Annotated in this window: 27 protein-coding genes; 12 read left to right on the forward strand and 15 right to left on the reverse strand. The window is 66.7% G+C overall.

The genetic code is table 11. The features are described 5' to 3' along the window. Positions 1-381: a YkvA family protein gene (locus SD196_RS13575; RefSeq protein ID WP_416311661.1), complete on the reverse strand. Its 381-nt coding sequence runs from the start codon at positions 379-381 to the stop codon at positions 1-3. A gap of 65 nt (positions 382-446) precedes the next feature. Then, entirely contained in the window at positions 447-857 is a 411-nt protein-coding gene (locus SD196_RS13580; RefSeq protein WP_416311662.1) for a hypothetical protein, read from the reverse strand. Positions 858-1278: 421 nt separating this feature from the next. Between SD196_RS13580 and SD196_RS13585 the strand changes: the two genes are divergently transcribed. Both SD196_RS13585 and SD196_RS13590 read left to right on the forward strand, forming a co-directional pair. Further along, positions 1279-1509 (forward strand): hypothetical protein, encoded by a 231-nt coding sequence (locus tag SD196_RS13585; RefSeq protein ID WP_331320002.1) that lies wholly within the window; start codon positions 1279-1281, stop codon positions 1507-1509. Positions 1510-1596: 87 nt separating this feature from the next. Beyond that, positions 1597-1953, forward strand: a complete 357-nt coding sequence (locus tag SD196_RS13590; RefSeq protein WP_275607127.1) for a YkgJ family cysteine cluster protein — start codon at positions 1597-1599, stop codon at positions 1951-1953. Here SD196_RS13590 and SD196_RS13595 read toward each other — a convergent pair. The 4 genes from SD196_RS13595 to SD196_RS13610 form a co-directional block, all read right to left on the reverse strand. Next, a complete protein-coding gene (locus SD196_RS13595; RefSeq protein ID WP_275607126.1) occupies positions 1950-2651 on the reverse strand; it encodes a YoaK family protein in 702 nt (233 codons plus the stop codon). The two genes, SD196_RS13590 and SD196_RS13595, sit on opposite strands and share 4 nt — an antisense overlap. A gap of 44 nt (positions 2652-2695) precedes the next feature. Then, a complete protein-coding gene (locus SD196_RS13600; RefSeq protein WP_275607125.1) occupies positions 2696-2920 on the reverse strand; it encodes a hypothetical protein in 225 nt (74 codons plus the stop codon). Between the two features lie 97 nt (positions 2921-3017). After that, positions 3018-3716: a potassium channel family protein gene (locus tag SD196_RS13605; protein ID WP_275607124.1), complete on the reverse strand. Its 699-nt coding sequence runs from the start codon at positions 3714-3716 to the stop codon at positions 3018-3020. Between the two features lie 61 nt (positions 3717-3777). Continuing rightward, the gene (locus tag SD196_RS13610) at positions 3778-4164 is read right to left on the reverse strand and encodes an MAPEG family protein (RefSeq protein WP_275607123.1); all 387 of its coding nucleotides are present in this window, start codon (positions 4162-4164) and stop codon (positions 3778-3780) included. A gap of 280 nt (positions 4165-4444) precedes the next feature. Between SD196_RS13610 and SD196_RS13615 the strand changes: the two genes are divergently transcribed. Further along, on the forward strand, positions 4445-5392 hold the full coding sequence (locus SD196_RS13615; RefSeq protein WP_416311663.1) for a Dyp-type peroxidase: 948 nt from the start codon (positions 4445-4447) through the stop codon (positions 5390-5392). 14 nt (positions 5393-5406) lie between these two features. On the opposite strand, the gene SD196_RS13620 is transcribed toward SD196_RS13615, so the two are convergent. The 4 genes from SD196_RS13620 to SD196_RS13635 form a co-directional block, all read right to left on the reverse strand. Beyond that, complete coding sequence (locus SD196_RS13620; RefSeq protein ID WP_416311664.1) at positions 5407-6324, reverse strand: LysR family transcriptional regulator; 918 nt, start codon at positions 6322-6324, stop codon at positions 5407-5409. A gap of 43 nt (positions 6325-6367) precedes the next feature. Further along, positions 6368-7342 carry a quinone oxidoreductase family protein gene (locus SD196_RS13625; protein ID WP_416311665.1) on the reverse strand — a complete coding sequence of 325 codons (975 nt, stop codon included), beginning with the start codon at positions 7340-7342 and terminating at the stop codon, positions 6368-6370. Positions 7343-7505: 163 nt separating this feature from the next. Beyond that, entirely contained in the window at positions 7506-7658 is a 153-nt protein-coding gene (locus SD196_RS13630; RefSeq protein ID WP_275607119.1) for a hypothetical protein, read from the reverse strand. Positions 7659-7733: 75 nt separating this feature from the next. Then, the gene (locus SD196_RS13635) at positions 7734-8864 is read right to left on the reverse strand and encodes a helix-turn-helix transcriptional regulator (protein ID WP_275607118.1); all 1131 of its coding nucleotides are present in this window, start codon (positions 8862-8864) and stop codon (positions 7734-7736) included. Between the two features lie 325 nt (positions 8865-9189). Between SD196_RS13635 and SD196_RS13640 the strand changes: the two genes are divergently transcribed. Beyond that, positions 9190-10662: an FAD-dependent oxidoreductase gene (locus tag SD196_RS13640; RefSeq protein ID WP_416311666.1), complete on the forward strand. Its 1473-nt coding sequence runs from the start codon at positions 9190-9192 to the stop codon at positions 10660-10662. Between the two features lie 76 nt (positions 10663-10738). Here SD196_RS13640 and SD196_RS13645 read toward each other — a convergent pair whose 3' ends face one another. Continuing rightward, positions 10739-11887, reverse strand: coding sequence for a helix-turn-helix transcriptional regulator (locus tag SD196_RS13645; RefSeq protein ID WP_370599384.1), 1149 nt, complete (start codon positions 11885-11887; stop codon positions 10739-10741). Positions 11888-12093: 206 nt separating this feature from the next. Between SD196_RS13645 and SD196_RS13650 the strand changes: the two genes are divergently transcribed. From SD196_RS13650 to SD196_RS13680, 7 genes are read left to right on the forward strand one after another with little or no spacing between them, the layout of a single operon-like run. Beyond that, entirely contained in the window at positions 12094-13173 is a 1080-nt protein-coding gene (locus tag SD196_RS13650) for a Rieske 2Fe-2S domain-containing protein (protein ID WP_416311667.1), read from the forward strand. 14 nt (positions 13174-13187) lie between these two features. Further along, on the forward strand, positions 13188-14015 hold the full coding sequence (locus SD196_RS13655) for an SDR family NAD(P)-dependent oxidoreductase (protein ID WP_416311668.1): 828 nt from the start codon (positions 13188-13190) through the stop codon (positions 14013-14015). Positions 14016-14029: 14 nt separating this feature from the next. Then, positions 14030-14851 carry an SDR family NAD(P)-dependent oxidoreductase gene (locus SD196_RS13660; RefSeq protein WP_416311669.1) on the forward strand — a complete coding sequence of 274 codons (822 nt, stop codon included), beginning with the start codon at positions 14030-14032 and terminating at the stop codon, positions 14849-14851. A gap of 4 nt (positions 14852-14855) precedes the next feature. Then, positions 14856-15620 carry an SDR family NAD(P)-dependent oxidoreductase gene (locus SD196_RS13665; RefSeq protein ID WP_416311670.1) on the forward strand — a complete coding sequence of 255 codons (765 nt, stop codon included), beginning with the start codon at positions 14856-14858 and terminating at the stop codon, positions 15618-15620. 21 nt (positions 15621-15641) lie between these two features. Then, positions 15642-16268: a nuclear transport factor 2 family protein gene (locus tag SD196_RS13670; RefSeq protein ID WP_416311671.1), complete on the forward strand. Its 627-nt coding sequence runs from the start codon at positions 15642-15644 to the stop codon at positions 16266-16268. 23 nt (positions 16269-16291) lie between these two features. Beyond that, positions 16292-17377 carry an alkene reductase gene (locus tag SD196_RS13675; protein WP_416311741.1) on the forward strand — a complete coding sequence of 362 codons (1086 nt, stop codon included), beginning with the start codon at positions 16292-16294 and terminating at the stop codon, positions 17375-17377. Next, the gene (locus SD196_RS13680) at positions 17374-18927 is read left to right on the forward strand and encodes a FadD3 family acyl-CoA ligase (RefSeq protein WP_416311672.1); all 1554 of its coding nucleotides are present in this window, start codon (positions 17374-17376) and stop codon (positions 18925-18927) included. The genes SD196_RS13675 and SD196_RS13680 overlap by 4 nt, the downstream gene beginning before the upstream one ends. Before the next feature lie 115 nt (positions 18928-19042). Here the strand turns inward: SD196_RS13680 and SD196_RS13685 are convergent, their stop codons facing one another. Continuing rightward, positions 19043-19384 (reverse strand): YciI family protein, encoded by a 342-nt coding sequence (locus SD196_RS13685; protein ID WP_416311673.1) that lies wholly within the window; start codon positions 19382-19384, stop codon positions 19043-19045. Between the two features lie 268 nt (positions 19385-19652). On the opposite strand from SD196_RS13685, the gene SD196_RS13690 reads away from it, so the two are divergent. Then, positions 19653-21398, forward strand: a complete 1746-nt coding sequence (locus SD196_RS13690) for a SulP family inorganic anion transporter (protein WP_275607108.1) — start codon at positions 19653-19655, stop codon at positions 21396-21398. Here the strand turns inward: SD196_RS13690 and SD196_RS13695 are convergent. From SD196_RS13695 to SD196_RS13705, 3 genes are read right to left on the reverse strand one after another with little or no spacing between them, the layout of a single operon-like run. After that, positions 21395-22411: a DUF2955 domain-containing protein gene (locus SD196_RS13695; protein ID WP_275607107.1), complete on the reverse strand. Its 1017-nt coding sequence runs from the start codon at positions 22409-22411 to the stop codon at positions 21395-21397. The two genes, SD196_RS13690 and SD196_RS13695, sit on opposite strands and share 4 nt — an antisense overlap. Next, on the reverse strand, positions 22401-23525 hold the full coding sequence (locus SD196_RS13700) for an HlyD family secretion protein (RefSeq protein WP_416311674.1): 1125 nt from the start codon (positions 23523-23525) through the stop codon (positions 22401-22403). The genes SD196_RS13695 and SD196_RS13700 overlap by 11 nt, the downstream gene beginning before the upstream one ends. Further along, on the reverse strand, positions 23522-25054 hold the full coding sequence (locus SD196_RS13705) for an efflux transporter outer membrane subunit (protein ID WP_416311675.1): 1533 nt from the start codon (positions 25052-25054) through the stop codon (positions 23522-23524). Before SD196_RS13705 ends, SD196_RS13700 begins: the two co-directional genes overlap by 4 nt. Positions 25055-25063: the final 9 nt, after the last annotated feature.

Below are 25063 nucleotides of genomic sequence, written 5' to 3' on the forward strand. Positions count from 1 at the left end.
CTAGCCCCATAGCCACCGGTAGCACAGCACGGCCAGCAACAGCCAGATCGCGACGATCACCTCGGCGGCGGCCGTGCTGCGGGGGCGCTGTGAGCTGGCGCGCTCGAAGTCATCCGCCTGCTGCTTGCTCTGCGCATACACCGGCGCGGGAATGAGGCGGATGATCAGCCAGATGGACGCCGGCAGGATCACCAGGTCATCCAGCAGCCCCAATACCGGAATGAAGTCCGGAATCAGGTCGATGGGGCTCAGCGCGTAGGAAACCACCAGCAGGCACAGCAGTTTGACGGGCAGGGGTGTTTCCGGGTGCTTCCAGCAGAACCACAGGATCATGGTTTGCCGTTTGATCGAGCGGGCCCACTGCTTGAGTCTTGCGTACATGGATGACGCTTCGCCGATGAAAGGGAGTGATCAAGCTACACCTTTCACTGTGAAAACCCGGTTGGTTAGTGGAGGACCGCGCGGAACAGCGACACCAGTGCGGCGCCGATGATCGGTGACAGCCACAAGCCCAGGGTCTGGCGGATGAAATCCTGCAGATAGGTGGCCAGGTGAAGGTCATGCGGGGGCATGTCGCTGGAGTACCGGGCATAGCCGAACATGGCCAGGACGAAACATGCAGCGGAGAAAAAGCCGGCCATCCTCGGCACTACGCTTTTACCTTGGGTGTAGGCGAACAACGCTCCGCAAAGAATTCCGCAGAAGGCGGCCAGGGCTTCAAATCCGTATTCGGGCTCCGCAAACCACTCATCGCCGTACAGGCCGACCAGCCGACCGACGTACCAGCCAACCAGGCCCCCGAACAGCAGTGCGGAGGACAACAACGAAGGATTGCGCACGCCCGGACTGAACCGCATTTCGCCAATCACCTTAGGGCTCAAGCCCAATGAAGTGGCGGGATTATACGTCTATCTCTGCACTGGAAGCGCATTGCACTTTGAGCCAGATTTCGCTCCATCCAACCGTCAGCCGTTGGGCCTTGGAGCCGCTCATGGAAGGCTTGGTCGCGGTACTCAACCGTAGGAGCGGATTCATCCGCGATGGTGACCAGAAGCCCCGTGCCGAACCATCGCGGACGGAGTCCGCTCCTACAAGAGCGGTGCAGCGTCAGTGTCGCAGCCTGCGCCCCCTCCAACGAATCGGGCATGGGGTGTTATCATGTAACGATCATGGAGAGCGTTTGAGCAGGCGGGCCGACAGCCAGGCCAGTCTGTGTCGATTCGGCGACAATCCTGGTAGGTAGACAGATGGAAGTGCGGACGTAGCAAGGTGATTTGAGTGAAGCGCAACGATGTGAAAGCCCGGAATGCCGCAGGCATATCCTTCGACACGCACGTGATCGCAAACCCGACCAATACGAAAGAGTGGATCGTGTTCTTCAAGAAGGACGCGGGGCGCAGCTTTTTCCTGGTGGATGAGAGCGAGCAGGTCGAGTCGTTTGCGCACCTGGATGGCCTGATCGTCGAGCTGCGCGAGCTTGGCATCAAGAACGTGGAAATCCATCTCTGAACCCGCCGAGCCATTTGGAGGCGCCGCCATGCCAGTGAACGATCCCTATCCGCGAATGCCGGCCAACGTTGTGGGCTGGGACATCCTGTGAGTTGCACGACCCGTCGAAAGATCGACCATTTGCGCCGGCAGATCCCGAGTTTCGCCTGCGTGCCGGGCTGCCACGATTGCTGCGGGCCGGTGACCGCGTCGTCCGAGGAGATGTCGCGCCTGCCCGTGAAGAGCGACGCCGAGCATGACGCCGCCCTGGCGCATTGGAACTGCGTGCACCTGGGGCCGCAGGGCTGCGAGGTGTACGAGGAGCGTCCGTTGATCTGCCGCCTGTTCGGCACGACGCCGAGCCTGCCATGCCCGCGCGGCCGGGGACCGGAAAGCCCCACGGACGAGCAGGTCGAGCGCCAGGTGCACGAGCTGATCGCCACCACCCGGCAGGTGCTCGTCTAGCGGGGCATGTAGCCCAACTGCCAGGAGCGCGGGACGAAGTAGACGATCACGGCCAGTGCGCAGGCCAAGGCACTGCTCACGGCCATGGCGCCCAACCCCAGGTGATGTTCCAGGAAGGCACCCGCCGCACCGCCCAGCAACATGCCGCTCCAGGGTACGAGTTGAACCCGCCAGCCATTGTTGCGCTCGCCCAGCAGCCAGCGCCCGAGACCACGGCCGAAGCGGGACAGTGCACCGGTCACGTAGGTGAGGCCGATGGGCATGCCGTTCACCTGTTCCACCACCGCGTTCAGCATCCCCATCGACACGATTGCCGCAACGAAGGCCGGGAGGTTCCGCGTCTCGGGCCAGACGGCGGCGAAGCCAAGCAGCACCGCGACGACGATGAGCAAAGGCGTGGCGCGCCGCTTGAAACCGCGGGCCAGGACGACCCCCAGGGCATTGCCGGCCACGAAGCACAGCACTGCGAGCGATAGCCGTCCGAGCGTAGTCAGGTCGTGGTCATTCACGGCGACGGCGAGCCGGGTGGTATTGCCGCTCATGAAGGACACGAAGTCGCCCGTGGCCAGGAACCCGATCGCATCGGTCATGCCCGCCAGCACGGAAAGGCCGGCGACGAGCCCAAGCCCGACGCGCCCGCGCAACAGGTGAAGACGCGATCTCTTGGCGCTGCGAGGCTTGGGAACATGAGGGAGCATCTAGGGGCGCCTGGCTGGATAAGGGGAGGGCGACGGGGAGGGCGTCAGCATTGCGCCTTGGGCACTTCGTCTTCGCTGATGCAATGCTCGATTTCGGTCACCTTGCGCAACGCGAGATCGGCATCGGGATAGGCGCCGAACAGGCGTCCCTGGTAGAAGACCACCCAGACGAAGCCCGACGGTTCCATGCCGGGACACTCTCGCAGCAGGGCCTGGAATCGGGCGGGCAGGTCGTCGATGTGCATCTGTGCCATACCGCGCAGGATCATGGCGGGTCACCTCTCTTTGGGTCGGCGCTATTTTCGATTGCCGATGGCTATTGAGCAATACGACGGAAGTTTGTCCCGGATTGATTGCGGCCAGCCGTCAGCGGGGCGACGGCGACGGATAGAGGCCGGCCAGCCGTGCGATCAGGACGCCGACGTAGAAGACCCCGGTGAACTCTTCGATCATCACCAGTGAGCGGGCGTGATTGGTCAGCGGCACGATGTCACCGTAGCCGGTGGTGGTGAGAGTGGTGAAGCTGAAATAGATCAGCTTGAAGAAGGTGCCGGTCTGCGTGAAGTCCAGGCGGGTGGGGCCGAACGAGGCAGCTGCGTCCATTTCTGTCAGGGCATAGATAAAGGCCCAGGCAAAGGCCAGCATGATGTACCCGGACAGCGCGCCGTGCAGCTTGTCCGCAGTGATCAGCCCGCGCTTGAGCACATAGCGGAGCACGCCGGTTATCGATACCAACAGTGATACCGCATAGGCCATTCCGGCGAGGTGAAGGAGCGCCAGGTTCGAGGTCCACAGCGCCGTCCATTGAAGGCCGATCCCCAATAACGCCAAGCCCAGTTTGACGACGAGCCCGCGCTGGGACTGCGGAGTTGCAAATGCCCCTACCAGCAGCACGCTTGAGAACAGGATGCCGAGCAGGGTGCGGGGGAACAGGCCTTCTTCGAGGAAGGGGAATACGAGGATCAGGGCAATCAGAAGTAGCAGCAGATAGGTGCAGGGCCCGAGACCTATGATCATCTGCGACAGGTCTCCGTCGGCTTCCGTCCTGTCTTTCGAGTCTGTCATGGCGAACTTCCTGAAGAATGAATCGGCGTCTGCAATGGTGCGCCCCCTATTGAATGGATCGTCAGGCCGGGTCCTTCGCGTGGAGGTAAAGAACGACGATCCACATACCCAGTGTGGCGACGAAGTTGATGGTGAAGACCAGGCCGCGCAACCGAATATTTGTCGTAAGTATCTGCACACAACTGTGAGCCACGCGTCCGGCAATGAAAGCCCAGGCAAACCAGGCTGCAGCCTCGACCTCGAGATGGCTCTGTATCAGCAGCAGGCAAGCGGCGTAGAAGAACACCGGCCATTCGAACTGATTGGACAGGTTGGCGCTGATGCGGGGTTCTACCGTTGCCCAGGGATTGCTCCCATCCGGACTCTTGCCGATACCCCAGACTTTCGGCGCCCGCGCGATGGTTAGCAGCACGTAGAGAAAAGCGGTAAGCGCTACATGGACGGCCATGGGGAGTATGAGTGGATGCACCTGCCGTTACCCTCCTTGGGCGATGTTGCTGAATCCGCCATTGACGGGAAGCCTGCCTGGCGCCCTGAACGAGGGGGCGCCCGTTCTCTCGGCATCCCGACAATTCCCTTGGCTCGATGCGTTCAGCCAACGTGAGACTAGCTCAATTCCAGATGCCATGGCCTGCGCCAGCCGCCCGCTGTTGACCGAGAACAGCCGCCGCAAACCGCCATCTCTGATAGTCTCAACCGCACCCAGTCCGATGACGAGTGATGGAAAAATGACCAACGATTCACCTGTACCCCAAGCGGTCGATAGCCCGATCACCCGTAGCGCGATCTTCCTCGTCGCAACCTTGACGCCCGGCGAGGAGCACCTGGATTCGGTGCGTTCGCTGTGCGGCGACGTGGCGGCCCTGGTCCGTTCGGTCGGCAAACGCGTACCCAGTGGCAACCTGTCCTGCGTGGTGGGCTTTGGTTCCGAGGCATGGGATGCCCTGTTCGGTGCGCCGCGTCCTGCGTCGCTGCACAGGTTCCGCGAAATCGGCGCTGGCGAGCGTGTCGCCGTTTCCACACCGGGTGATCTCCTGCTGCATATCCGCGCGGAGCAGATGGACCTCTGCTTCGAACTGGCGACACTGCTGCTTTCCAGGCTGGGGGATGCCGTCAGCGTGGTGGATGAAGTCCATGGATTCCGCTATTTCGACATGCGCAGCATGGTCGGCTTCGTCGATGGCACCGAGAACCCGGTCGGCCGCGAGGCGGCGCACTTCACCCTCATTGGCGAGGAGGATGCGGGCTTCGCCGGTGGCAGCTATGTGCTGGTGCAGAAATACCTGCATGACATGGCGGGCTGGAACGAACTCTCCACTGAAGCTCAGGAGCGCATCATCGGGCGCACCAAGCTGTCGGACATCGAGCTGGACGACTCGGTGAAACCGAGCTGCTCGCACAGCTCCCTGACCACCCTGGAGAAGAACGGGCAGGAGGTGAAGATCCTGCGCGACAACATGCCCTTCGGCCGCCCTGGGTCAGGGGAGTTCGGCACCTACTTCATTGGCTATGCCCGCTCGCCGCAGCCGATCGAGGAAATGCTGCAGAACATGTTCATTGGCCGGCCGGCGGGCAACTACGATCGCCTGCTGGACTACAGCAAGGCGGTGACGGGGAGCCTGTACTTCGTGCCGTCCGCCGATCTTCTGGAGTCGCTGGCCGACAAGGCGCCATAGCCAGGCGCCACAGCTCACGCCCAGGGCGCGCCGCTGACGAAATGTTCCTCGATCCAGCGGCGAAACGCTTCGGCGGTGGCCGTGTCGTAGCGCGATGACGGGCGGACGAGGTAGACCCCAGCCTCCGCGTCGAGTCGCCAGCCGGGCAGCACGCGGACCAGCCGCCCGGCATCGAGGTCGCGCTTCATCAGCCATTCGCCGCCGACCAGGATGCCGATGCCGGTGCGCGCGGCTGACAGCAGCGCCTCATTGTCATTGCTGGTAAGGGTGCCGTTGATCCTGACGGTCTGCTGGGTGCCGTCGCAGGTGAGCTTCCAGTCGGGATAGGACTGCAGGCCGGTGAAGCCCAGGCAGTTGTGCCCGGTCAGCTCGGCGGGCGTAGTGGGGCTGCCACGGCGCTCCAGGTAGTCCGGCGCGGCGCAGAGGATGCGGTGGCTGGCGCAGAGCTTGCGCGCGACCAGGCGGCTGTCGGGCAGTTCGCCAACCCGGATGGCGGCATCGAAGCCTTCGGCGACCAGGTCGACGATGCGCTCGGAGTACTCCATGTCCAGGGAAACCTTCGGGTGCGCGAGGGCGAAGCCGGCGATGATCGGGCTCAGCCAGAGCCGGCCCATCGCCGACGGCAGTGCGACGCGCAGGCGTCCCTGCACCTGGGCGGCGTTGTGCGTGGCTTCTTCCTGGGCTTCCTGGATCAGGCTGGCGGCGTGGCGCAGGCGCTCGGCCAGGCGCAAGCCTTCGCCGGTGAAGCGCAGTTGCCGGGTGGTGCGTTCCACCAGCCGTATTCCCAGGCGCAGCTCCAGCGCGCTCAGCCGTTTCGACAGCACCGAGGGGTGGCGCTGCAGGGCCCTGCCCGCGGCGGCGAAGGAGCCGTGCTCGAACAGCGCCAGGAGGGTGGCGAGTTCATCCGCCTGTCGACTATCGAACAGATCCATAAGGCTCCCAGCTTGGTGAATCCATTGATCGGGCGCACACGCTTCACGGCACCAGCACCATGGCTCCTTCGGAGCGCCCGGCCTCCAGGTCGGCATGGGCGCGTGCGGCGTCGGCGAGCCGGTAGCGCTGCCAGACCCGAGGCCGGATGATACCCGCGGCGACGGCCTGCAACACGTCCCCCGCGCGCTCCTGGTATTCCTCGGTGGTCGCCGTGTGCGCCGCCAGGGAAGGGCGGGTGAGGAACAGCGAACCCTTGGCGTTGAGCGTGGCCAGTTCCACCGCTGGTGGTGCGCCGCTGGTCATGCCGAAGCTCACCAGCAGGCCTCGGGGGCGCAGGCAGTCCAGCGAAGCGGCGAAGGAAACCCGGCCGATGGGATCGTAGACCACGTCGACCTTCCGGCCCTGGGTGAGGTCGAGCACTTGTCCGGCCAGGGTCTGGGCATCGAAGACCAGTACCTCGTCGCAGCCTGCCTCCCATGCCCGCTCGACGCTTTGTTGGCGGGATACGACGCCGATGACGAAGGCCCCCAGGTGCTTCGCCCAGGACACCATGATCTGCCCGAGCGCGCCGCCGGCGCCGTAGATCAGCACCCGCGTGCCGGGGCCGACGGGGTAGGTGGTCTTGAGCAGGTACTGCGCGGTGATGCCCTTGAACAGGACTGCCGCCGCCTCGTCGAAACCCAGCTCCTCAGGCAGCCTGACCAGCCGCTCCGCCGGATAGAGGCGCCCGCTCGCATAGCCGCCCAGGGGGCCGGTGGCATAGGCGACCCGGTCGCCGACCGCTACCTGGGTGACACCCGCGCCGACGGCGGCCACGATGCCCGCGCCTTCGAGCCCCGGCGTGGCCGGCAGGGGAATCTTCACCGCTCCCGAGCGCTGGCTGGCGTCCAGCGGATTGACGCCGATGGCCGCCTGTTCCAGCCAGACCTCGCCCGGGCCGGGTTGCTGGCCTTCGACCTGGCTGATCCGAAGCACCTCCGGTCCACCGAACTGTTGCAGCGTTACACGAGCGATCATCGTTTTTCCCTCTGACTGTGAACGATGATCGGCAGTCTAATTATCCAGGCTATAAGCACTAGATGGGGGAATTGCAGATGATAAGTGCATTGTGTGCAGCAATGTTGAGGCGCGCGATGGGCGCTTCGGCCGGTAGGGTTCTGGGTTTGGACGCGGTGCCGGGTTACGGCAGCTGCCGCAGGCAATTGCCCACGCTGCACGGCGCGTCCAGGCGGGCCTGCTTCGCCGAGGCTTCGTACCTGTCCAGCATGTAGCGGGCGGCCAGCAGGCTGCCGCAGATGACAATCGTGATCAGCAGCGGAATGAACCTCGACATGACTTCGGCCTCATCGACTAACCCCGGGTTTCGAACGGTAGTCGCGGAGGCCGATGAGCAAATCGTCCGCTGGGACTAGCCCAGGGAGGCGACGCTGCGCAGTATCAGGCGGACCAGCATGGTCTGCCGGGTCACCCCGGTCTTGGAGAAGGTCGAGCGCAGGTGGGCGCGCGCGGTGTTGCGGCTGATGTTCAGCTCGTCGGAGGCTTCGTCCAGGGTCAGGCCGTTGGCCAGCAGCATCGCCAGTTGGGACTCGGCCGGGGTCAGGTCGAACAGCGCCCGGACGATTTCCTGGGGTGCGCGGGCCTCCTGTTCCGGGTCGCTGACGAAGATCACCACCGAGGGGCAGTGCTTGCCTTCGTTCCACTCGCTCAGGGGGACCGAGCGCACGATGATCCCCAGGTCCGAGCGCCCCGAGGGACGCTGCACGCGCATGGCCTCGACCACCGAGGGCTGCGAGCCTTTCTGCGACTGCAGGGCCTGCTTCACCAGCCGGCGGAATTCCTGGCAGTCGCGCGGGGTGCCGACCTGCAGGTTGTCGCCGCTGATCTTCAGCCCGTCCTTTTCGCGCAGCAGGTTCTCGGCCACCTGGTTGGTCTGCAGGATCTTGCCGGTCTCGTCGAGGATGATGGTGCCGACGGCGAACTGGTCCACCGCGCCGGCGTAGAGGTTGCGTTCGGTCTCGATACGGTTCATCTGCGTGTGCAGTACCACCGAGCGCTCCAGGTGCGGCACGAAATACGCCAGCCGCGCCTTGTCGTTCTCGGTGAAAGCGGGGGATTCGATGCCGCGGCAGACGCGGATGCGGCAGAGGGCGCCGTCGCTGGTGCGGATGTCGGCGCCGAGGATATGGAACACCCCCGCCGGTGCGGCGAAGTTGCGGTAGAACTCCGAGGCCAGCCAGGCCTCCTGGGAGATGAATTCATCGATGGTCACGACCTGGCCGCTGGGCAGGTCGACGAACGGGTCGAGGCTGAAATAGTACTGGCTGTAGGAGGCCACGATTTCGGCCGAACTGCCGTTGGCATTGACCATCAGTCCTTCGTTCTCGTCACTGGGTGGACGCAGGATGAAGGTGACGTACTTGGCGTCGAGGAACTGGTTGAGCTGGTTGAGAAAGGATTGCCACGGCGTGGACTCCAGAGGGCCCTGATAGAGATTGCCGAGCATCCCGCTGAACTGGTCGAGCGAAAGCGAGTGTGCCATTTGGAACCATTTCTTATTTTTGTTGTAGGAAAGCGCCGACGAGATTAAGCGGCGCTTCCTGCAAAAGGCAATCCGTCCCGCCCGGCGGCAAAGGCCGCCATCCAGCCGTGGCCCGGCAGTACATCATCAGCGTGCCCATGCCGGGTTGCCCCGTGGCTAGTTCAATCGGACGAGGGCCGTCCTTACCGCAGTCGGTAAGGTGGGGCGTCCCTGCCCGTCGGGGCGGTACGGCGTCGGCCTCCGTTTTCGCCCGATCTCCGCTGCTTCTGTTCGACCTCGGCCCGCAGGTCCATTTGCCAGAACAACAAGAAGAAGGAGCATCTGCATGTCATCCCCGTTCTCCGTGAACCGCCCCTGTCGTCTGCATGAGGTCCCCGCCTGGGACCAGGAAACCGAGGTGCTGGTGGTTGGCTTCGGCGCCGCCGGCGCCTGCGCCTCGATCGAGGCCGCCGGTGCGGGGGCGGGCGTCGTGCTGCTGGAGGCCTCCTCCGGCAGCGGCGGCACCAGTGCCCTTTCGGGTGGCGAGATCTACCTCGGCGGCAATGGCGGCACCCCGGCCCAGCGCAACGCCGGCTTCAGCGACGACACCGAGGACCTGTACCGCTACCTGATGATGGCCGGCGGGCCTGACGCCGACGAAGCCAAGGCGCGCCTCTACGCGGACAACAGCCTGGACCACTACCACTGGCTGGTGGCCCAGGGCGTGCCCTACAAGAACACCTTCCTCCCGCAGAAAATGGTGGAGCCGGTCACCGACGATTGCCTGATCTGGTCCGGCAGCGAGGAGGCCTGGCCCTTCGCGGCCGGAGCCAGACCCTGTCCGCGAGGCCATACGCTGCAGTGGGAGGGCTGGGGTGGCGGTCGCCTGCTGATGGACATTCTGGCGGCCCGTGTCGTCGAGCTCGGCGTCGAGGTGAGCTATGACAGCCGCGTACTGGCCCTGATCGCCGACGACGCGGGCAAGGTCCACGGCGTGGTGGCGCGCTGCGATGGCCAGCAGCGCTTCATTCGCGCCAGCAAGGGCGTGATCCTCTGCGCCGGTGGCTTCGTGATGAACCGCGAGATGGTGCGTCGCCATGCCCCGCAGCTGATGCACAACGACAACCCGATCGGCACGCCGGGGGACGATGGCAGCGGCATCCAGCTGGGCATGAGTGTCGGCGGCGCGGCGATCCACATGGACGAGGCCTTCGTCAGCCTGCCGTTCTATGCGCCGGAATCGCTGGTCAAGGGTATCTTCGTCAACCAGCGTGGCCAGCGCTTCATCAACGAAGACTGTTACCACGGCCGCATCGGCCATCACATTCTGCGCCAGGGCGGGGACCGGGTCTTCCTGCTGGCTGACAATGCCTGCTTCGAGCGTCCGGCCGAGTTCACCCGCATCGACATCGGCGCCGTTGGCGAGACCTGGGAAGAGGTGGAGCAGGAGCTGGGGCTGCCTTCGGGCACTCTGTCCGAGAGCGTCGCGTTCTTCAACCGGCATGCCGCCGAGGGCCGCGACCCGCTGTTCCACAAGGCGGAGAAATGGCTCAAGCCGCTGGACGAGCCGCCTTTCGTGGCCCTGGACTGCCGCTTCGATTACGCCTTCTACCCGCACTTCACCCTTGGCGGGCTCGACACACTGCCGACCGGCCAGGTGCTGACCCAGCAGCGCGACCCCATCGCCGGGCTCTACGCCGCCGGTAGAACCACCTGCGGCTTGCCGCGTTGGGGCGGCGGCTACAGCTCCGGTCTGTCGCTGGCGGATTCCAGTTTCTTCGGCCGCCAGGCCGGCCGTCACGCCGCGATGCAGGGCTGACGGCAGGAGGCTCCCCGGTGTTCGATACCGGGGAGTCTTTGCATTGGCGCTTCGGCGCTGCGCTTGCTGAGCGGAGTCAGCCGGCCGAGGGATTGCCGCAGAGAAAGGCAACGCTGCCGTGCAGCGTGCACGCCAGTTCGCTCTGCCGGTTGACCCCGGCCTTGCCGAAGATCGCCCGCAGGTGCGACTTGGCCGTGTTGCGGCTGATGCTCATGCGCGCGCAGGCATCCTCCAGCGACAGCCCGTTGGCCAGCTGCGCCGCCAGCTCCGCCTCGGTCGGGGTGAAGCCGAACAGTTGGCGCAATGGCTGCTGCGGCACGCTGGCGGTCTGTTCGGGATCGCGCAGGAACACCGCCACCCGGGCTTCTCCACTCTCCATCTGTTCCCGGCCCGGCAGGCACTGTACGACCACGCCCAGCGCCGGGCGGCCGGAAGGGCGCGTCAGCATGATCGCTTCCGCCACTTGCGGGCCGTTGGGCTGGCGCCGTTGCTGGGCCTGGCTGATCAGCCGCTGTAGGGCCTGGTTGTCGCGGCCGACGCTGGCTTGCAGGCAGCCTTCGAGCACTTGCAGGCCGTCGCCGGCCGCGAGCAGCTCCTGGGCAGCCTGATTGCTTTCGAGCACCTGCTTGTGGCCGTCGAGGATCAGGGTGCCGATGCGCATCCGCTCCACGGCGGAGGCATACAGGCGCCGCTCCACCTCACTGCGTTCCAGCCGTTCATAGAAGCTCAGGGCGCGTTGCAGGTGGGAGAGCAGGCGCGTGCAGAACGCCTTGTCGGCGGCATCGAAGGCCGGGGCCCCGTGCGAGCGGCTGATGCGCAGGCGGCATTGCCCGCCGTCGGGGCCGGGGATGTCCGCTCCGAGGATGTGAAAGATGTCCAGCGGGGCGTTGAACTGCTGGTAGAAGGCCGATTCGCGCCAACCGTCCTCACCGAGGATTTCCGTCACCGTATGGACCTCGCCCGAGGGCAGGTCGATGAAGGGATCGAGGGCGTAGAAGGTGCCTTCGTAAGCGTCCACGGCCCAGGTCGAGACTGCGCCGGCATTCACCATGAAACCCGGCGCGCCGGGTTTCGCCGGGCGCAGGATCAGGGTCGCGTAGCTGGCGCCCAGGGCCGCGCGCAGGCGCTCCAGGCTCTGCTGCCAGGGCAGGGCTTCGGTGGCGCCTTCGTAGATCAGGTCGATCAGGGCGCTCAGGCTGTCCAGCGAAATATCGGTGCCGTGCATGTTCTTCCCTCCACCGGGTGAGCCTTCTGATGGGCTCCCCAAGGCTGGTTTGCCCGGAGTTCGTCGACATCGTCCGTATGGAGGATGTGCGGTGGCGCGCGGGGCGTCGGGCCATCTCACCCGTGTGGGCTAGTCCTCGGCGGGGATGTTGCCCGCTGGGCCCTGTTCGATAGTTCGGCACGACATCCATCACCCTGGAGAACAGCATGGAATCGCCGACCAATGCGCCCGCACTCTACCCGCAACGCTTCGCCCGTGGCTGGCACTGCCTGGGCCTGGCCGCTGACTTTGCCGACGGCAAACCGCATCGCCTGGACATCTTCGGCACCCGTCTGGTCGCCTATCGCGGCGAGGACGGCACCATTCGTATCCTCGACGGCTACTGCCCGCACATGGGCGCCGATCTCAGCGGTGGCGAGGTGCGTGGCAACGACGTGGTGTGCCCGTTCCACCATTGGCAGTGGGGCGCCGACGGCAAGTGCACGGCCATCCCTTACTGCCAGCGCATTCCGCCACGCGCACGGATCAAGGCGTGGCCGACCCTGGAGGAAAACAGCCTGCTGTTCGTCTGGCACGACGCCGAGGGCGGCGCGCCCGATCCGGCGGTGCGCATCCCGCGCATCGAGGCCTGCTTCTCGCGGGAGTGGACCGACTGGCGCATGCGCAAGATGGTGATCCAGACCAATTGCCGCGAGCTGGTGGACAACCTCGCCGACTGCGCGCATTTCGGCCCGGTGCACGGCTCGCCGGCCAGCTACTTCTGCAACACTTTCGACGGCCATATCGGCTACCAGATGTTTCAGGGCGAGGAGAGCGAACTGCTCGGCAATGGCCTGCGCGCCGACAGCGCCTACTTTGGTCCGGCCTATCACGTCACCCGGATGAGTGCGCAGACCGGTGGCCAGACCATCGACACGCTGCTGCTCAACTGCCACGTGCCGATAGACCAGAACAGCTTCGAGCTGCGTTACGCAGTCAAGGTGCGCAAGCAGCCGGGTTTCTCCGAGGAGCAGAACCTGGCCATTGCCGAGGCCTATGCCGAGCAGGCGCACAAGTCGTTCTTCCAGGACGTGGAGATCTGGCATGGCAAGCGCCGGATCGACAAGCCGCTGCTGTGCGATGGCGACGGCCCGGTGTACCAGCTGCGCGAGTGGTACGAGCAGTTCTATACCGACGTCGCCGCACTGCCGGCGCCAACCCTCAAGGTCTTCGAGCGTCACGCCAGCGGCTGGCGCCAGCTCGACGAAGTGCCCGAGCAGGCGCGCAGCCAGCTGCACCTGATCTGAGCGGAGGGCAGCCGATGAAACTCAAGGACAAAGTCGCGCTGGTGACCGGCGCGGGCTCGGGCATGGGGCGCGCCACCGCCGTCCTGTTCGCCGAGCAGGGCGCCAGCGTGGTGCTGGCGGATATCGATGGCGCGGCGGCGGAAAGCGCCCGGCAGGCTTTGACGGGTAGCGAGCGCTGCATGGCGGCGGCCTGCGACATCGCCGATGGTGCGGCCGTCGAGCGCCTGTTCGCCGCAGTGCGCGAGCGCTACGGCCGGCTCGATGTGCTGGTCAACAACGCCGGTCTCGGCCAGGTGCCGGGCGATGGCTTCGAGCACTACCAGCGGCGGCTGGGCGAGCGCACTGCGCAGCTCGCCGCGGGGCAGGAGCCGGATGTATTCACCGACATGATCGTCGACCTCACAGATGACGGCTGGCAGCGCATCCTGAAGATCAACCTCGACGGCGCCTTCCACTGCAGCCGCGCGGCGGTGCGCCTGATGATCGCCTGCGGCAGCCGTGGCTCGATCGTCAACATCGCCAGCCTGTCGGCGCTGACCGGCGAGGGGCCGCTGGCCTACTGCGCGTCCAAGGCGGCGCTGCTCGGCTTCTCCAAGTGCCTGGCGCGCGACCTCGGGCCGCGCGGCATCCGCGTCAACACGGTGTGCCCGGGGCCGACCCGCACGCCGATGATGCAATCCATTTCCCGCGAATGGGCCCAGGCCCTGGAGCGCGCGATACCCCTGGGACGAATGCTGGAGCCGGAGGAGATCGCGCAGACCTGTCTGTTCCTCGCCAGCGACGATTCCAGCGCTTTCACCGGACAAACCCTCGCCGCCAGCGGCGGCATGTTGATGCTTTGAAGAGGAACAAGTAGATGACTGGACGACTGCAAGACAAAGTGGCACTGATCAGCGGCGCCGGTACCGGCATTGGCGCGGCGGCGGCGCAGCTGTTCGCTGCACAGGGCGCACGGGTGATGGTCTGCGGCCGGCGCCGCGAGCCGCTGGAACTGGTGGTGGCGCAGATCCGCGCGCGGGGCGGCGAGGCCGACTGGGTGCAGGCCGACGTCACCGACGAGGCCTCGGTGGACAACGCCGTGGCGGCGACGGTGGAGCGCTTCGGGCAGCTCGATGTGATGGTCAACAACGCCGTGAACTACACCTGGGGCACGCTCTCCGGGCTGGAAACCTCCGAGTGGCACAAGTGCCTGCGCGGCAGTCTCGACGTGGCCTTCTTCGGCACCCGCGCGGCGTTTCGCGCCATGCAGGGGCGCGGTGGCTCCATCGTCAACCTCGGTTCGGTGGCCGGGCTGCTCGGTAGCCCCGGACTGAGCGCCTACGGCGCGGCCAAGGCCGGCGTACTGAATTTCAGCCGCGCGGTGGCCCTTGAAGGGGCGATGCAGAAGATCCGCGTCAACGTGGTGATCCCCGGCATCGTCTGGAGCGAGGGTACCCGCGAGGCGATGCGCAATCCGCAGATGGCCGAGGGCACCGCCCGCGCCGTGCCGCTGGGGCGCATCGGCGAACCGGAGGAGGTGGCCAACGCGATCCTCTTCCTGGCTTCCGACGAGGCCTCCTACATCACCGGCCAGAGCTTGGTGGTGGATGGTGGCAAGACCTGTGAACTGAATGTGGGCGCCACCGACTACACCTCGGCGACCTCGACTGAAATCCGCGCGGCCGCCCAGGAGGCATGATCCGATGAATATCCAGCTCAATTCCCCCGCCAGCCCGGTGGTGGTGACCGGCGGCGCTTCCGGCATCGGCCTGGTCTGCGCCGAGGCGCTCGCCGCCGTCGGCCGCCCCGTGGCCATCTGGGACCTGCAGGCCGAGAAGGCCTCCGAAGTCGCCACGCGCCTGGGCGAAACCTTCGGCGTGCGCTGCCTGGGTCTGGGCATCGACCTGTGCGACGCCTCGGCCATCGCGCCGGCCCTGGTGGCGTCCCGCACGGCACTGGGTGCGCCGGGCGGCCTGGTGCATGCCGCCGGCATGGTCGACCAGAGCGGCATCGAGCAACTCACCGTGGAGCGCTGGAACCGAGTGCTCGACGTCAACCTGCGGGCCATGGCGCTGCTGGTCCAGGAAATGCTGCCCGACCTGCGCGCCAATCCGGGTTCCTCGGTGGTCGGCATCGCCTCGATCAACGCCACCCTGGGCAACGGCCTGATCCCGTCCTACAGCGCTTCCAAGGGCGGCCTGCTGTCGCTGGTGCGCTCCCTGGCCGATGCCCTTGGCGCCGACGGCATTCGGGTCAACTCGGTGTCGCCGGGGCAGATCCTCACGCCGATGGTGGAGCCGATCGCGAAAGCCAACCCCGGTGTGTTCGAGCGGCGCATCCTGCTCGGCCGCCTTGGCCGCCCCGATGAAGTGGCCCGCGTGGTGCGCTTCCTGCTGTCCGATGAGGCCGGCTACATCAACGCCGCGGAAATCGTCGTCGACGGCGGCAACATTTCCTCGCAGCGCTGAGCCCAGACCATGGAGAAACCGATGAATGAAATGAGCCTGGAACAGCGCCTGGATCGCCTGGAGTCGCTGGAGCAGATCCGCATGCTGCCGGCCAAGTACGCCCTGGCCCTGGATATGCGTGACCTCGATGCCTGGGTCGGGTTGTTCCCGGAGGACGTGCGGGTCGGCAAGGACCAGGTCGGCCGCGCCCACCTCAAGGCCTGGATGGACGACACCCTGCGCCTGCAGTTCAGCACCACCTCGCACCATATCGGCGGGCACATCATCGAGTTCCGCGATGCCGACAACGCCAGCGGCGTGGTCTATTCGAAGAACGAGCATGAAGCCGGCCCGGAATGGGTGATCATGCAGATGCTCTACTGGGACGACTACCAGCGCATCGACGGGCGCTGGTACTTCCGCCGCCGCCTGCCGTGCTACCTCTACGCCACCGACCTGAACCGCCCGCCGATCGGCGAGAAGAAGATGCGCTGGCCGGGCCGCGAGCCCTATGACGGCTCCTGGCACGACCTCTGGCCGACCTGGAAGACCTTCTGGAGCAACAAACCCGACGATGCCCTGCCGCAGGTGGCCGAGCCGGCGCCGCTGGAGCAGTTCCTCGACACCATGCGCCGGGGTTCCAGCGCACCGCGGATCAAGGTGCGCTGATGGCCGGCTCTTCCTCTCGCGCGCTGGACGCGCTGTTCGAACCGCTACAACTGGGCGAGCTAGGACTGGCCAACCGCATCGTGATGGCGCCGATGACGCGCAGCCGCGCCGATGCCGACGATGCCCCCGACGCGCTGCACGCTCGCTATTACAGCCAGCGTGCCGACGCCGGATTGATCATCGCCGAAGGCACCTACCCGAGCGTGCACGGCAAGGGTTACTGCCGCACGCCGGGTATCGCCACGCCCACGCAGATCGGCGCCTGGGGACGGGTCAACGCCGCCATCGGCGAGCGGGGCGGGGCCAGCCGCGTGCTCCAGCTGATGCACGTCGGCCGGGCGGCCAGCCGCCACAACAAGCCGGAAGGCGCCGAGACGCTGGCACCGTCCGCCATCGCCGCACGCGGCAGCCTGTACAGCGACAGCCACGGCATGGTGCCGATGGAGGTGCCGCGCGCGCTGGAGACCAGCGAGGTCGCAGGCGTCGTCGATGAGTACCGGCAGGCCGCGCTGAACGCCCGCGCGGCCGGCTTCGACGGGGTGGAACTGCACTGCAGCAGCGGCTACCTGCCGATGCAGTTCCTCCTGGCGGGCAGCAACCAGCGCAGCGACGGCTACGGCGGCTCGCTGACGCGGCGCATCCGCTTCGTCGTGGAAACCCTCGAAGCCATGGCCGAGGCGATAGGGGCAGGGCGGGTCGGCCTGCGCATCTGCCCGGGCAATCCGTACAACGACATGCAGGACGACGATCCGCTCGCCACCTACGGGGCCTTGCTCGACGCCGTCGATCCGCTGGGCCTGGCCTACCTGCAGGTCAGCCGCTCGCCGCAGCCGGGGCTGGATGCCTTCGCCTTGGCGCGACGGCATTTCAGCGGAGCGCTGATCCTCAATGACGGCTTCGACGGCGCCAACGCCGCCCGGGCCATCGCCGCGGGGCAGGGCGAGGCGGTGTCGTTCGCCCGCCATTTCATCGCCAACCCCGACCTGGTGGCGCGCCTGCGTGAGGGCCATCCCCTGGCAGGCTTCGACCGCGCCACTCTCTATACCCCGGGGGCCGGTGGCTTCACCGACTACCCGGTGTACGCCGACGCGGTGGAGGTGCAGCCATGATGCCGGCGCGGAGCATTCCTGCAGCGTTGGTACGCAGCGCGCGTCGCGCTCCCGAGCACATCGCCGTCGACGAGGGCGACCTGCGCCTGACCTACGGCGAGCTGGAAAGCCGCTCCCGGCAGATGGGCAAGGCCTTGCTCGCGCTGGGCCTGACGCCGGGGGAACGGGTCGCCGTGTGGGCACCGAATGGGCACCGCTGGCTGCTGGCGGCCCTCGGTGGCCTGATGGCCGGCGCGGTGCTGGTGCCGCTGAGCACGCGGCTGAAGGCAGCCGAGGCGGCGGACATCCTGCGGCGCAGCGGCGCGCGGGTGCTGTTCAGCGTCGGCGAGTTCCTCGGCAGCTATTACCCGGAGCTGCTGGCCGGCCAGGTGCTGGTCGATCTGGAGTGCACCGTGGTCATCGAACAGGCGCGCGACAGTGATACCAGCTGGGACGATTTCCTCGCCGGTGCCGAAACGATCCCCGAAGCCGCGCTCGACGCACGCATCGACGCGCTGGACGAGAACAGCCTCAGCGACCTGATGTTCACCTCCGGCACCACCGGCTATCCCAAGGGCGTGCTCTGCGCCCACGGGCAGAACCTGCGGCTGTTCGATAACTGGGGCGAGACTGTCGGCCTTGGTGCCGAGGATCGCTACCTGATCGTCAATCCGTTCTTCCATGCCTTCGGCTTCAAGGCCGGTTGGCTGGCGGCGCTGATCCGTGGCGCGACCATCCTGCCGCAGCGCACCTTCGACGCCGAAGAGGTGTTGCGGCGCGTCGAGCGGGATCGGGTGACCTTCCTGCCCGGACCGCCAGCGCTGTATTCGGCCATGCTGGAACACCCACGGCGCGGCGACTTCGACCTGTCCTCGCTGCGGGTGGCGGTGACCGGCGCGGCCTCGGTGCCGCCGGTGCTGGTGCAGCGCATGGGCAGTGAGCTGGGCTTCGCCAGCGTGCTGACCGCCTACGGCCTGACCGAGAGCTGCGGGTTGGCGACCCTGTGCCGGCCCGGTGATGACGTAGAGACTGTGGCCAGCACCTGCGGCCGGCCTCTGGAGGGCATCGAGATCCGCTGCGTGGACGACGAGGGGCGGGCGCTGCCCAGCGGCCAGGTGGGGGAGGTGCTGATCCGGGGCTTCAACCTGATGCGCGGCTACTTCAACGACGTACAGGCCACCGCCGAAGCCATCGACGCCGAGGGTTGGTTGCATACCGGTGATGTGGGTGCCATCGACGAGCGGGGGTACCTCAGGATCACCGATCGCCTCAAGGACATGTTCATCGTCGGCGGCTTCAACTGCTACCCGGCCGAGGTAGAGCGCCTGATGATGGAACATCCGGCGGTGGCGCAGGTGGCGGTGATCGGCGTTCCCGACGCCCGCCAGGGGGAGGTGGGCAAGGCGTTCGTGATACTGCGCCCCGACCTCGACCTGACGGCGGATGCGCTGATCGCCTGGTGCCGGCAGCACATGGCCAACTACAAGGTTCCGCGCCATGTCGAGTTCGTCCAGAGCCTGCCGCTGAACGCCTCGGGCAAGCTGCTCAAGCGCGATTTGCGCACGGTGTGACGAGGCGCCTGCAGGGATGACCCTGGGCGAGTTGTGCTGTCTGGGAGTCATTCCTGCCACCTTGGCGCCAGGCAACTCAACGCTGCCTGGCGTGTCAGGCGGAATTTAGCGCCCCTTAAGACCTCGGATCGAACCCGAAGACGCGGAGCTCCTGTTGGCAGCGGCAGGCTTTCGCAATACGCGCGGCCCATGCGACGGCCTCCTCGAGAGAGGGCAGTTCCAGCACGGTGAAGCCGCCGTTCAGCGGGGGAGCCCAAGGGTAGCCGCCCTTGGCGACCGAACCGTCAGCCGAGACAAGCATGGGCGGCACGTCTTCGTCGATGCCGCCGCCAAAGATATATACGCCGGCGGCCTTCGCCTCATCGATTACTGCGTGCGCGTCGCGGCTTACTGCCTCCAACTCGCCGTCGGGGACAATCATTGCCGCGCTGGGGAAGGAAATCAGGTATTTGGCCATGGTGCGCTGTCCTTGGGGTTGATAACGGTCGTGAAGTGCGTGGCCTGACGATTATGGTCCAAGAACTTCCGTCCATGAGTGCCCACTTCTGGCGCTGGCCGCCAGTGACACCGTCCGCTCGAAAACGGCATGAGTGCCGTCCACTCCCGAAAACCTATGAGAGCCGCATAGCGCTACGATGGGTCGGGCTGTTCTACGCTGAAGGACGGAAAGGTCTCCATTGCGCGATGCCTTTCCTGCGCCGTTCTTGCCCTGGAGCCATTCGTTCATGTCCGATACGTCCCATCCGGGATCCTCCTCGCGTCCGCAACACTCAGGTTTCAACTGGCAGCGCTGGCTGCCGGGGCTTGTCACCCTGCGGCATTACCAGATGGCGTGGTTGCCGAAGGACCTGGCGGCCGGGCTGGTGCTAACCACCATGCTGGTGCCGGTGGGCATCGCCTACGCCGAGGCTTCCGGCGTGCCGGGTATCTATGGTCTGTACGCAACCATCATCCCGCTGCTGGCCTATGCGCTGTTCGGCCCGAGCCGGATTCTGGTGCTCGGTCCGGACTCGGCGCTGGCCGCGCCCATCCTCGCGGTGGTGGTGCAGTACGCGGCGAGCGATCCGCAGCGCGCCATTGCCATTGCCAGCCTGATGGCGCTGGTGTCCGGGGTGGTCTGCATGGTCGCCGGGTTGCTGCGCCTGGGCTTCATCACCGAGCTGTTGTCCAAGCCGATCCGCTACGGCTACATGAACGGCATCGCCCTGACGGTGCTGATCAGCCAGTTGCCCAAGCTGTTCGGCCTGTCGGTCGACAGCCAGGGGCCGCTGCGCGATCTCTGGAGCCTGGGGCAGGCATTGCTCGATGACCGCGCCAATTGGGCGAGCTTCGCCGTGGGTGCCGGCAGCCTGGTGCTGATCCTGCTGCTCAAGCCTTACCAGCGTCTGCCGGGCATTCTTATCGCGGTGGTGCTGGCGACCTTGTCGGTCAGCCTGTTCGACCTCGGCAGCCTGGGCGTCAAGGTGCTCGGCGAGTTGCCCCAGGGGCTGCCGTCCTTCTCCATACCCTGGTTGACCGGTATCGATCTGATGGAAGTGGTGCTCGGCGGCGTGGCGGTGGCGCTGGTGTCCTTTGCCGACACCAGCGTGCTGTCGCGCACCTACGCCGCGCGGATGAAGACGCCGGTAGACCCGAACCAGGAGATGTTCGGCCTGGGCGTGGCCAACCTGGCTTCCGGGCTGTTCCAGGGCATTCCGATCAGCAGCAGCTCGTCGCGCACGCCGGTGGCCGAGGCCGCCGGCTCGAAGACCCAGCTCACCGGCATCATCGGCGCCCTAGCGGTTACCCTGCTGCTCCTGGTGGCGCCCAACCTGATGCAACACCTGCCCAACAGCGCGCTGGCGGCGGTGGTGATCGCGGCGGCGCTGGGGCTGTTCGAGTTCGCCGACCTCAAGCGCATCTTCCGCATGCAGCAGTGGGAGTTCTGGCTGTCCTTCACCTGCTTCGTCGGCGTTGCGGTGTTTGGCGCCATTCCGGGGATCTGTATCGCGGTGGTGATCTCGGTGATCGAGTTCCTCTGGGACGGCTGGCGGCCGCACTTCGCGGTGCTCGGCAGGGTCGAGGGCACCCGTGGCTACCACGATGTGGCGCGCTACCCGCAGGCCCGGCGCATCCCGGGGCTGGTGCTGTTCCGCTGGGACGCACCGCTGTTCTTCGCCAACGCCGAGCAGTTCCAGAACACGGTGCTGGAGGCCGTCGACCAGTCGCCCACGCCGGTGCAGCGCCTGGTGATCGCGGCTGAGCCGGTGACCAGCATCGACATCACCTCCGCCGACATGCTCGCTGAACTGGACAAAGCCCTGGAGGCGCGCGGCGTGGAGCTGCAGTTCGCGGAGATGAAAGACCCGGTGAAGGACAAGATGAAGCGCTTCGAACTCTTCGAACGCATGGGAGAAAGCGCCTTCCACCCCACGGTCGGCGCGGCTGTCGATGCCTACCTCAGCGACTCCGGGGTCGACTGGCAGCCCTAGGCCGTACCCGTCCGCGCGCGGCGGCTGTCGATCCAGATCAGCATGCCGCTGGCGTACAGCGACACCGCGAGGAACAGTGCCATGCGCACGGCGAAGGCGCGGTAGACGTCCTGGCCTGACGCGCTGTCCTGCACGGATTGCCCGAGCAGGATCAGCATGGTGGTCAGGCAGCTGACCCAGAATGCCGGGCTCTGCCGGGTGGCCACCGCTGCGTAGAGCCGGCGCCCCTGCCAGAGGGCGAACAGCAGCACCCAGAGGAAGAACATCCAGAGGTCGACGAACAAGCTCAACGCGCCCCACACCAGGATCGCCAGCAGCCCGGCCAGCAGGGTGGAGCCGATCAGTTCGCGGCTGGCGTGGCGCGCGCGGGTTTCGCCGGCCTGCTGGCCGAGGCTCACCGACTTCATGATCAGCGGCATGAAGCGATCCGGCGCGATCATCGCCAGCAGGAAGGCCGGCATCACGATCAGCACGGCGCGCAGGGCGATCCAGCCGGCGTCTTCCTCGGTGGGCAATGGCGGGGCAGGGGGCGAGGGCGCATTGGCCGGCTCGGGGAACAGCGCATGGGCCACGGCGGTGCACAGCACGGCCAGCAGCATGCCCTTGGCCAGCGCCTCGACCACCGACAACGCCAGGGTGAAGTCGCTGGTGCCCGCCGCGGCGATCATGGTCAGGCCCACCACCAGCAGGTTTGCCAGCAGGCCATTGCCGCCGCGCAGGGCGTAGCGGAAGACCAGGTACAGCCCAACGCCCACCAGCAGCACGCCGCTCAGCGGGGCATGGCGCAGTAGTGGGATCAGCAGCAAACCGATGCCGCAGCTGAGCAACACCAGTATCGCCAGGGCGGGTGCCGCCTTGAGCGGCAGAGCCTGCGCGCGCATGGCCAGCAGGAGGACTGCGAGTACCGGTGCGAGAAAGGGAATCGGCAGCCCGATGCCGTAGCTGGCCGCCAGGCACAGCGCGACACCCCAGGCCAGCCTCAGCGCGCGCCGGCGCCGCAGCTCAATAGGCATAGCTCAGCCAGCTCATCAGCCACATGAACAGGCGGCCGATCAGGTTCAGCGGATTACCTTCGCTGGGCAGCGCCATGACTTCCGCCTGGCCGCCCACGCGCAGGGCGGCGGTGTTCAGCGGCTGGTCGCGGTCCAGTTCGACGATCACCGGGAAACGCTGCGCCGAACGTAGCCACTCGCGGCTGTTCTGCACCGTCGGCAGCGAGCCCGGCGGGGTGCTCTGGCCGACGCTCACGCCGTAGCCGATGCTGCGGATGCGGCCGCGCAGGAGCTCGCCGGGCAGGGCGTCGAGCACCACCAGCACCGGGCTGCCGGTGCTCAGGTGGCCGAGGTTGTTCTCGGTCATGTCGGCGCTGATCCATACGTCATGGATGGCGATCAGGGTCATCACCGGGCTGCCGGGGCCGACGTAGTGGCCGACGTCGGTGCGCAGGTCGGTGATCAGTCCGTTCGAGTCGGCGCGCACCACGGTGCGGGCCAGGTCGAGGCGGGCTTTCTGCACGTTCGCCGTGGCGCTGCGCAACTGGGCGTTGTCCTCGTCATGGCCGCCCTGTTGTTCGCGGGCGCGTTCGACTTCGGCGCGTGCGGCCGCCACCTGGCTGGCCGCCTGTTCGCGGTTTGCCTGGGCATTTTCCAGGCGACGCACGGAAACGGTGCCGGGGTCTTCCTGGTACAGCCGCTGCAAGCGTTCCGAGTCCTGCCGCGCCTTGCGCTCGTTGGCCTGCGCCGCGGCCAGCCCGGCCTGGGCGGAGTCGATGCCGGCCGTGCTGGCGCCGATCTGCCGGCGCACCGTATCCAGGTCAGCCTCGGCCCGCGACAGGGCGATCCGGTACTGCTCCTGGTCCAGCTCGAAGAGCACGTCGCCCTTGCGCACTTCCTGGTTGTTGCCCACCGCTACGCGCTTCACCTGGCCCGCCACCTCGGCACTCACCGGGACCACGTAGGCCTGCAGGCGCGCCTGCTGGGTGTAGGGGGTGAAACGGTCGGCGAGCAGGTACCAGATCAGGCTGACGACGATCAGCAGCAATACCACGCGCATTCCACGGTCGGGGGAGGACTTGCCTGGGGTAGGGGCCGGCTGTTGTGCGGTCGGCGTGCCGGGGGCGTCGCTCATTTCTGCTCACCTTTTCCTGCGGTGCTGGTGGGGTTCTGGGGGGCAGGCTCGTCGAGCAGGTCGCCCCAGTCGGTTCGTTGTTGCATCTGTTGGCGAGTGGCCGGGTCGATGGGCGCGCGTTGGCTATCCCAGCCGCCACCCAGGGCCTTGTACAGGGCCACCAGGCTGCTGACCGCGTTGCCCCGGCTGACCAGGTAGCCGTCCTGCTGTTGCAGCAGCAGTTGCTGGGCGTCGAGCACGCGCTGGAAGTCGGCGAAGCCTTCGCGATACTGCGAGCTGGCCAGGCTCAGGGAGCGCTGGGCGGCCTGTGAGGCCTGCTCGCGGATGCCCGCGCTCTGCAGCGAACGGACCAGGCCGCTGGCGGCGTCGTCGGCCTCGCGCGCGGCGTTACGCACGTCCTGGTGATAGAGCTCGATCAACTGCTGCAGGCGCGCGTCTTCCACGCGCACGGCGTTCTTGCGCCGGCCATAGTCGAAGGGGTTCCAGATCAGGCTCGGGCCAGCGGCGAGGTTGAAGCTGTCCGGCAGGTTGTTGGCCGACACGAAGCTCCAGCCGATGCTGCCCAGGAGGCTGATCGACGGATACAGGTCGGCTTCGGCGACCCCCACCAGCGCCGATTGCGCGGCCACCGCCTGCACGGCGGCGCGGATGTCCGGGCGGCGCTGCAACAGGTTGGCCGGCACGTCCTGGAGAATCGCCCGGTCCGGCAGCGGCAGTCGGCCGTGGCGCGCGGCCAGCTCCGGCATCGCTCCCGGCGGTCGCCCGAGCAGCGCGCAGAGAATGTTGCGCAGGGCGTTCACCTGGTTCTCGAACTCGGGGATGGTGGCCTGGGTCGCCAGGTATTGGGTGCGGGCCTGCTGCCAGTCGAGTTCGTCGTTCTCACCGTGGCGGAACAGCCGCTCGGTAATCTCCAGGCTGCGCTCCTGGCGCTTGGCGTTCTCGCGGGCGATGTCCAGGCGTGCCTCGGCGGTGCGCAGGCCGAAGTAGGTGTCGGCGACCTGCGCACGCAGCAGCACCATGGCGTCGGCGTAGTTGGCCTCGGAGGCAAAGTAGGCGGCGTCGGCGGATTCGATGGCGCGGCTGAAACGGCCCCAGAAGTCGATCTCCCAGCCGATGTCGAAGCCCGTGCTGGATTGCCAGAACACCGAGTCACGGGCGGTCGGCGCGCCGGACTGGTTCTGCTTGAGGTAAAGGCTTTCGCCACGGATCTGCTGCAACTGCGGATAACGCCCGGTTTCGGCGATGGCCAGCTGCGCGCGCGCCTCGGCGATGCGCAGGCCGGCCACCCGCAGATTGGTGTTGTGCGCGTCGGCTTCGGCGATCAGCGCGTCCAGGGTCGGGTCGGCGAACACCGTCCACCACCGGCGCAGGTCCGGGGCATTGGCATTGCGACCCGCCTGCTCCAGCAGCGGCGTTTTCCAGCCGGCCAGCCACGGGTCCTGCGGCGGCTGGAAGTCCGGGCCGACCTGGGTGCAGCCGGCCAGGAGGGTGGCGAAGATGAGTGTGCAGCGTCTGACACGCTTTGGCATGGCAATCCT

Origin of the sequence: Pseudomonas macauensis (assembly GCF_047902425.1) — a bacterium.
Lineage (GTDB): Bacteria > Pseudomonadota > Gammaproteobacteria > Pseudomonadales > Pseudomonadaceae > Pseudomonas.

Bases quoted from the DNA above. Each gene is read 5' to 3' on its own strand.
- SD196_RS13680 (WP_416311672.1), top strand. From the start codon at position 17,374: ATGATGCCGGCGCGGAGCATTCCTGCAGCGTTGGTACGCAGCGCGCGT.
- SD196_RS13685 (WP_416311673.1), bottom strand. From the start codon at position 19,384: ATGGCCAAATACCTGATTTCCTTCCCCAGCGCGGCAATGATTGTCCCC.
- SD196_RS13630 (WP_275607119.1), bottom strand. From the start codon at position 7,658: ATGTCGAGGTTCATTCCGCTGCTGATCACGATTGTCATCTGCGGCAGC.
- SD196_RS13650 (WP_416311667.1), top strand. From the start codon at position 12,094: ATGGAATCGCCGACCAATGCGCCCGCACTCTACCCGCAACGCTTCGCC.
- SD196_RS13700 (WP_416311674.1), bottom strand. From the start codon at position 23,525: ATGAGCGACGCCCCCGGCACGCCGACCGCACAACAGCCGGCCCCTACC.
- SD196_RS13575 (WP_416311661.1), bottom strand. From the start codon at position 381: ATGTACGCAAGACTCAAGCAGTGGGCCCGCTCGATCAAACGGCAAACC.
- SD196_RS13605 (WP_275607124.1), bottom strand. From the start codon at position 3,716: ATGACAGACTCGAAAGACAGGACGGAAGCCGACGGAGACCTGTCGCAG.
- SD196_RS13600 (WP_275607125.1), bottom strand. From the start codon at position 2,920: ATGATCCTGCGCGGTATGGCACAGATGCACATCGACGACCTGCCCGCC.
- SD196_RS13695 (WP_275607107.1), bottom strand. From the start codon at position 22,411: ATGCCTATTGAGCTGCGGCGCCGGCGCGCGCTGAGGCTGGCCTGGGGT.
- SD196_RS13645 (WP_370599384.1), bottom strand. From the start codon at position 11,887: ATGCACGGCACCGATATTTCGCTGGACAGCCTGAGCGCCCTGATCGAC.
- SD196_RS13580 (WP_416311662.1), bottom strand. From the start codon at position 857: ATGCGGTTCAGTCCGGGCGTGCGCAATCCTTCGTTGTTGTCCTCCGCA.
- SD196_RS13660 (WP_416311669.1), top strand. From the start codon at position 14,030: ATGACTGGACGACTGCAAGACAAAGTGGCACTGATCAGCGGCGCCGGT.
- SD196_RS13640 (WP_416311666.1), top strand. From the start codon at position 9,190: ATGTCATCCCCGTTCTCCGTGAACCGCCCCTGTCGTCTGCATGAGGTC.
- SD196_RS13620 (WP_416311664.1), bottom strand. From the start codon at position 6,324: ATGGATCTGTTCGATAGTCGACAGGCGGATGAACTCGCCACCCTCCTG.
- SD196_RS13595 (WP_275607126.1), bottom strand. From the start codon at position 2,651: ATGCTCCCTCATGTTCCCAAGCCTCGCAGCGCCAAGAGATCGCGTCTT.
- SD196_RS13655 (WP_416311668.1), top strand. From the start codon at position 13,188: ATGAAACTCAAGGACAAAGTCGCGCTGGTGACCGGCGCGGGCTCGGGC.
- SD196_RS13670 (WP_416311671.1), top strand. From the start codon at position 15,642: ATGAATGAAATGAGCCTGGAACAGCGCCTGGATCGCCTGGAGTCGCTG.
- SD196_RS13665 (WP_416311670.1), top strand. From the start codon at position 14,856: ATGAATATCCAGCTCAATTCCCCCGCCAGCCCGGTGGTGGTGACCGGC.
- SD196_RS13610 (WP_275607123.1), bottom strand. From the start codon at position 4,164: ATGGCCGTCCATGTAGCGCTTACCGCTTTTCTCTACGTGCTGCTAACC.
- SD196_RS13625 (WP_416311665.1), bottom strand. From the start codon at position 7,342: ATGATCGCTCGTGTAACGCTGCAACAGTTCGGTGGACCGGAGGTGCTT.
- SD196_RS13690 (WP_275607108.1), top strand. From the start codon at position 19,653: ATGTCCGATACGTCCCATCCGGGATCCTCCTCGCGTCCGCAACACTCA.
- SD196_RS13705 (WP_416311675.1), bottom strand. From the start codon at position 25,054: ATGCCAAAGCGTGTCAGACGCTGCACACTCATCTTCGCCACCCTCCTG.
- SD196_RS13615 (WP_416311663.1), top strand. From the start codon at position 4,445: ATGACCAACGATTCACCTGTACCCCAAGCGGTCGATAGCCCGATCACC.
- SD196_RS13635 (WP_275607118.1), bottom strand. From the start codon at position 8,864: ATGGCACACTCGCTTTCGCTCGACCAGTTCAGCGGGATGCTCGGCAAT.